Origin of the sequence: Peterkaempfera griseoplana, assembly GCF_001418575.1 — a bacterium.
Lineage (GTDB): Bacteria > Actinomycetota > Actinomycetes > Streptomycetales > Streptomycetaceae > Peterkaempfera > Peterkaempfera griseoplana.
In genome coordinates this window covers 1-681 of the sequence record NZ_LIQR01000085.1, presented here as the reverse complement: position 1 = coordinate 681, position 681 = coordinate 1, and the positions used below count along the sequence as shown (strand labels likewise).

General features: G+C 70.5%; 1 protein-coding gene. It reads right to left on the bottom strand.

What is annotated here, in order from left to right:
• Positions 1–49: 49 nt before the first annotated feature.
• Positions 50–358 carry a co-chaperone GroES gene (gene groES, locus AOK09_RS06740; RefSeq protein ID WP_055586200.1) on the bottom strand — a complete coding sequence of 103 codons (309 nt, stop codon included), beginning with the start codon at positions 356–358 and terminating at the stop codon, positions 50–52.
• Positions 359–681 lie beyond the last annotated feature (323 nt).

Sequence of the window (681 nt, the reverse complement as noted above, 5' to 3'; positions counted from 1 at the left end):
TAAGGACACGGATCCCGGGGCGGGTCACGACTCTGCGGTCAGCGTCGGATTACTTCTCGATGATCGCGAGGACGTCGCGAGCCGAGAGGACGAGGTACTCCTCGCCGTTGTACTTGACCTCGGTGCCGCCGTACTTGCTGTACAGCACGACATCGCCCACGGCGACGTCCAGCGGGAGACGCTGGCCGTCCTCGAAGCGACCCGGGCCCACCGCGAGGACGACGCCCTCCTGGGGCTTCTCCTTCGCGGTGTCCGGGATGACCAGGCCGGAGGCCGTGGTGGTCTCGGCGTCGAGCGGCTGGACCACAATGCGGTCCTCGAGCGGCTTGATGGCAACCTTGGTGCTGGCGGTCGTCACGTCCGACCTCCCCCTTCGGAGATCCGGGGTTGTCTAAAGGTAGGTGGCGACCTGGCGGGCCCGTCGTCGCGGGTGCCGGACCAGCCCAGTCGCGTTAGCACCCTCCCGGGGAGAGTGCCAAGGACGACCTTAGGGCGCGACTAGCACTCAGTCAACCAGAGTGCTAACCCATGGCCGCCGCGAGCGGGTGGCCGACGGTGATGGCGGGGCGGGCGGAGGGGCGCTCTCGCCTGCCGCCGTGGGGAGTTGGGCCCGCGCGTCAGTGCCCCGGCGCCGGTGGGACCGCCCGGAAAGACGCCGGCGCGCCGGGAGTGGCGCGGGGC